This window comes from Rickettsia sp. TH2014, assembly GCF_019249195.1.
In the GTDB taxonomy this organism is placed as follows: Bacteria; Pseudomonadota; Alphaproteobacteria; order Rickettsiales; family Rickettsiaceae; genus Rickettsia; species Rickettsia felis.
Genome location: NZ_MXAX01000108.1, coordinates 1 through 5,163, shown reverse-complemented (window position 1 = coordinate 5,163; position 5,163 = coordinate 1). Strand labels below are relative to the sequence as shown.

Sequence of the window (5,163 nt, the reverse complement as noted above, 5' to 3'; positions counted from 1 at the left end):
ATCCAGTTAAAATACTAAAATTATTAGTATTTTTTGTTGTTTTTATGGGTCCCGTGGTCAAGCCACGGGGTGACACAGTTGGTTTTACAGGTCCACATGGGAATGACATAAATCACAACCGATTACTTAATCCAATCTCTCCGTACGTTTCTTTATTATCTATCGCTTCTATACCTTTCTTTATTAAATGCATTATATAATATATACCCGCTCCGAAAATGATCACATATACTACTACAAAAGCAATTAGAGAGATAAATACATATTTGCCGAGTACCGGTGATACCGTATCTGCGGTTTTTAAAATATTATATACTATATAAGGTTGTCTACCTACCTCGGTTACGAACCAACCAGCAAGTACTGCAATAAAACCTGAAGGTGACATTAATATATACCAATATTGAAACCATTTCGTAGCATATAATCTTTTCTTCAAGTAAAGATATAACCCCGCAATACCTGTAAATACCATTAAGAAACCGATTCCTATCATAATACGGAAGCTGAAAAATACGACTAGCACCGGCGGACGCTCTTCTTTTGTCCATTCTTTTAACCCTTTCACTTCACCGTCTAAGCTATGCGTTAAAATTAAACTACTAGCATAAGGTATTTCCACAGCATATTTTGTTTTTTCTTCTTCCCCATCAGGAAAGCCGATAAGATTAAAAGCCGCTCCTTTTTCCGTATTCCAAATACCTTCCATAGCCGAAACTTTAACCGGCTGATATTTAAGAGTATTTAAACCATGCAAATCGCCGATAAATATTTGAATAGGAGCAACGATTAACGCCATTAACACCGCCATAAAAAGCATAATTTTAGCGTGCTCTTTATAACGATTATTTAGTAAATAAAAGCTAGCTACACCACCGATAACAAAAGAAGTAGTTAAATAAGCCGCCGTAATCATATGGAAAAAACGATATGGGAAAGAAGGGTTAAAGATAATTTCTAGCCAATTTAAAGGGAAAAAGAACCCATCGCCTCGCAGTTCAAAACCAGCAGGCGTATGCATCCAGCTACCAGCTGCAAGTATCCAAAAAGCTGAGATTACAGTACCAGCAGCAACTATTAACGTAGAAATAAAATGTACTTTTTTACTGACTTTATTAAAGCCGAATAACATTATACCTAAAAAAGAAGATTCGAGGAAAAAGGCAGTAAATACTTCAAAACCGAGAAGCGGACCAAGGACATTTCCAACCTTATCTGAAAAATTAGACCAATTAGTACCGAATTGATAAGACATTACAACGCCCGAAACTACTCCCATACCGAAAGTAACGGCAAAAATCTTCACCCAAAATTTATATATTTCTTGATAAACCGGCTTTTTTGTTTTTAACCATAACCCTTCAATTACCGCTAAAAAGCTTGCAAGCCCTATAGTAAAAGCAGGAAATATTATATGAAAACTTATGGTAAAAGCAAACTGAATCCTCGATAATAATAATTGATCAAATTCCATATTTAAGCTGCTGTTTTAAGATAATATGCTTTTTGACAATAACAATATACTCCAAGTATAATGAATTAAGTAGACGAAGTTTAATTTGGAAAAGAGCAAGAGTCCATAAGACGAGGAGCGGAGCGTATACTTAAATACGTGAGCGCCACAGTACTTATAGGACGACGCAGCCAATTTTTCAAATTAAACGAGTATACAGTATTTGATTTAATCAGCGGCCTTTGCTATTATTAAATTCTATCTGATTAGTTTTAACAAATTTTCCTTTTTCGGAGTTCCAATTATAATGAACATTTACTATTCTTACTTCTGTAACATTAATATCACCATTGGACAATTGAGTTACATCATGCCCTTTTCGGATAGAATCCGTAATTAATAAACTTGCTTGACAAATATATTTTACATCAAAGAACGGAGAATCGTCTTCCTTAGACTTTTCTTGTGCTTCTAAAAAATGATTAGATAATTCTTTTTCTTGCATTTCTAATGATTTTGAAGTTATTTTCTGAATTTTGTAGCATTATTTAAGGTAAGAAGCAAGGCTTGTTTATTATTTTTCCATAGATTTAATATTTTTAGGTATATTTTTGCAAAATAATTAAATTAAAATATGCTCTGAAATAACACGAATTAATATATTGTTTTAAAATTGAGGTACATTATCGTGATAAAATACCCTACTTTATCTAAATCAACATTTAGCTTAGGTATTTATTTTTTAAAATTCGATAAAGTTAAAATTACTTTATTGACTGTAATCTGTATTTTACTCGGTATGATTCCGACAATTGATAGTATATTACTTCAGAAAATCATTGATCTAATCGAATCTTTCAGTGATGAGAACGCAAATAACCTTTTATCTTCCATGATTTACTGGGCAGTATTTTATGCTCTTTGGTGGGAGAGTATTAATATAGCATATCGTTCATATGATTATTTGTATCTAAAGACTATGCCCGTAATAAAAGGAAAAATACTAAATGAACTTTATAATTATACTCAATATCATAGCCATAAATTCTTTCAGGATAATTTAGCCGGACATATTAGCAATCGTATTACCGAAACCGCAAGATCGTTTGAGATGATTATTTCTATATTCGGTGAAAAAATTCTTCGTAAACTAGCTATTATCGTATTTGCATTAATTGCTTTATATTCCGTACATTACGTTTTTGCTACGATATTTATTTTATGGATTACAGTTTTTTTAGGGCTGAGTGTTCTTTTCTCGGATAAAATCAATAAATACTCATTAAATTATGCTAGAAGCCAATCTTTTGTTGCCGGTAGTATCGTAGATGCAATTAGCAACATTAATGCGGTTAGAATGTTTACGGCTCATAAATTTGAACGTCAACATCTAGAAACAAGAGTAGAAAATGCCGTAGCAGATGAGCAGACTATGCAAATCTTCATGTTCAAATTGCGTTATGCTCTTGGAACTTCTTGTTCAATAATGATTTTTATAATGATTTATTATTTATCTAAGCTTCGTAGCGAATTATCTATAAGCATAGGTGATTGCGTATTAGTGCTAACATTATGTATAAATGTAGCAGACGATATTTGGGATTTAACGCAAGAAATAGGTGATATGTTCGAGCAGATCGGGGCATTTAATCAAGGCTTATCCCTAATGGCACCGCATATTATAACGGATATTGAAAACGCTACTCCTTTAGATATCAAAGAAGGGATTATTGAATTTAGAAATGTTACCTTTAATTATCACCATAATAATAATCTATTTTATAATAAATCGGTATTAATTCCAAGTAAGCAAAAAGTGGGGCTAGTTGGTTTTTCCGGTTCAGGGAAAACCACTTTTATTAGTTTACTCACTAGATTACATGATATAGAAGAAGGAATGATTTTAATCGATAATCAAAATATTAAAAACGTAACTCAAGATTCTTTAAGAAAAGCCATTAGCCTTATACCTCAAGAACCGGTACTTTTTCATCGTACTATTTTAGATAATATCAGATATGGAAAAAAAGAAGCTACTCTTGAGGAGGTTATAGAAGCGGCAAAATCTGCACATATTCATGATGTTATCGATAATCTACCGGACGGTTACGATACTATGTGTGGAGAGCGAGGAAATAATTTATCAGGCGGTCAGCGTCAAAGAATTATTATAGCAAGAGCCATCTTAAAAAATGCTCCTATTTTAATTCTCGATGAAGCAACAAGTAGCTTAGATAGCGAGACGGAAAGCCTGATTCAAGAGTCAATGGATTATTTAATGCAAAATAAAACCGTGATAGTCATTGCCCACAGATTATCTACTTTACTCAATATGGATAGAATTTTAGTTTTTGAAAAAGGTAGTATAATCGATGACGGCAGCCACGCAGAATTACTAAAAAATAGTAAGCTATATCAAAAATTATGGAACTCCCAAGTGAAGGGGCTGATAGTGTGAGGATAGGTTGCTTACCGTCATTGCGAGAAGGTATTGTTGCGTGGATACCCCAGCCGTCATTGCGAGAAGAAACTGAAAGTTTCGACGAAGCAATCCAGTAAAAAATTCTGTAAATCAGATTTTTTTAATTATTTTCCTAGATTGCAACGTCGCTTCGCTCCTCGCAATGACGAAAAATTGATCCATACAACAACAAAACTTTTAAACTAAGTCAGTAGTTCCCCTGTTTCCCCTGTTACGTCAACTTGAAACCCGCTTTTTTTCAGTAAATCCAGTGTAGTATTATACGTTAACTCATCATCAAATGTTATCTGACCTTCAACGTCACCTTTCATAATATCTGCAATTTTTACAAGGCAGGCAAACTTCAAAGACGGTGCCAATTTATCTATCTTTGCTCTTAATTTTATTAGCGGTTGTTCTATAGAATCATCCGAATCTAAACTCACTTGTTTTGAAAATTTATCTAGTTCCTGTAGCTTATTAATATAATCAAGCTTATCCTTAGAACCGCGTTTTATAACCGGCCATATTTCTGATTTCCATTGAATAAATACAGCTAAATCTTTCTTGTCAATATCCTTAATTGCCGTGTAATCATTCCGACGAAATGCCGATTCAAGCGTTAAAAGTGCTCTCAGAGGTTTATACATTATTTCCATGTCATAGAACATTTGACAGTCAGAATCGAGCCTATCCGGATTAGCTCCGTATTGTAAAAATACTTTAATCATATCTATTTGACTTTGCTTATCCTGACCCTCAGAACTGCTACCTAAACATGTTAATTTTTCAAATATGGTCTTTGCACTGCTTTTAAATTCCATATTAGCACCATAAGCAAGCAACTTGGTTACCATAGCTATATCTTGGTTTCTGAAAGTAGCTTTTTCTAAACAAGAGAGAATTTGGTTTCCCATGTAATTAGGATCGACCCCATTTTCAAGTAGAAATGCTACCATATCGGGACGCTCGGCTTCTATAGCACTATATAAAGGCGGGCTATAATATTATCACTAAAGTTTACATCCGCTCCTTTTTTAATTAAAAGCTCAGCTATCTCTTTCTGATTATTCTTGCACACAAAATATAAAAGACACCCGCTATCATTCAATATATAAACTACTTCATTTGGAGCAATACTGAAAGCTGTTAACAAAGTATTAACTAAATCGTAATCACCTTGCTGAATTGCTTTAGCTGTAAAATCTCCAGGATTATTTGCTAGGTCGTGCCTCCGTATTGCAGTTTA

Annotated in this window: 5 protein-coding genes; 1 reads left to right on the top strand and 4 read right to left on the bottom strand. The window is 33.5% G+C overall.

Annotated elements, in window-relative coordinates; translation table 11 throughout:
- Positions 1–112: 112 nt before the first annotated feature.
- Together KYQ89_RS01975 and KYQ89_RS01970 are read right to left on the bottom strand one after the other, a co-directional pair.
- Positions 113–1,474 carry a cytochrome ubiquinol oxidase subunit I gene (locus KYQ89_RS01975; protein ID WP_218460184.1) on the bottom strand — a complete coding sequence of 454 codons (1,362 nt, stop codon included), beginning with the start codon at positions 1,472–1,474 and terminating at the stop codon, positions 113–115.
- A gap of 211 nt (positions 1,475–1,685) precedes the next feature.
- Entirely contained in the window at positions 1,686–1,958 is a 273-nt protein-coding gene (locus KYQ89_RS01970) for a DUF2671 domain-containing protein (RefSeq protein ID WP_218460183.1), read from the bottom strand.
- A 183-nt stretch (positions 1,959–2,141) separates the two neighbouring features.
- On the opposite strand from KYQ89_RS01970, the gene KYQ89_RS01965 reads away from it, so the two are divergent.
- The gene (locus tag KYQ89_RS01965) at positions 2,142–3,911 is read left to right on the top strand and encodes an ABC transporter ATP-binding protein (protein WP_218460182.1); all 1,770 of its coding nucleotides are present in this window, start codon (positions 2,142–2,144) and stop codon (positions 3,909–3,911) included.
- 206 nt (positions 3,912–4,117) lie between these two features.
- Here KYQ89_RS01965 and KYQ89_RS01960 read toward each other — a convergent pair whose 3' ends face one another.
- Together KYQ89_RS01960 and KYQ89_RS07630 are read right to left on the bottom strand one after the other, a co-directional pair.
- A complete protein-coding gene (locus tag KYQ89_RS01960; protein WP_256621193.1) occupies positions 4,118–4,873 on the bottom strand; it encodes a hypothetical protein in 756 nt (251 codons plus the stop codon).
- Positions 4,874–4,890: 17 nt separating this feature from the next.
- Positions 4,891–5,070, bottom strand: a complete 180-nt coding sequence (locus KYQ89_RS07630; RefSeq protein ID WP_256621192.1) for an ankyrin repeat domain-containing protein — start codon at positions 5,068–5,070, stop codon at positions 4,891–4,893.
- Positions 5,071–5,163: the final 93 nt, after the last annotated feature.

What these genes read in the sequence shown, in the direction of transcription:
- KYQ89_RS01975 (WP_218460184.1), bottom strand. Translation starts at nt 1,474, where the DNA reads ATGGAATTTGATCAATTATTATTATCGAGGATTCAGTTTGCTTTTACC.
- KYQ89_RS01970 (WP_218460183.1), bottom strand. Translation starts at nt 1,958, where the DNA reads ATGCAAGAAAAAGAATTATCTAATCATTTTTTAGAAGCACAAGAAAAG.
- KYQ89_RS01960 (WP_256621193.1), bottom strand. Translation starts at nt 4,873, where the DNA reads ATGGTAGCATTTCTACTTGAAAATGGGGTCGATCCTAATTACATGGGA.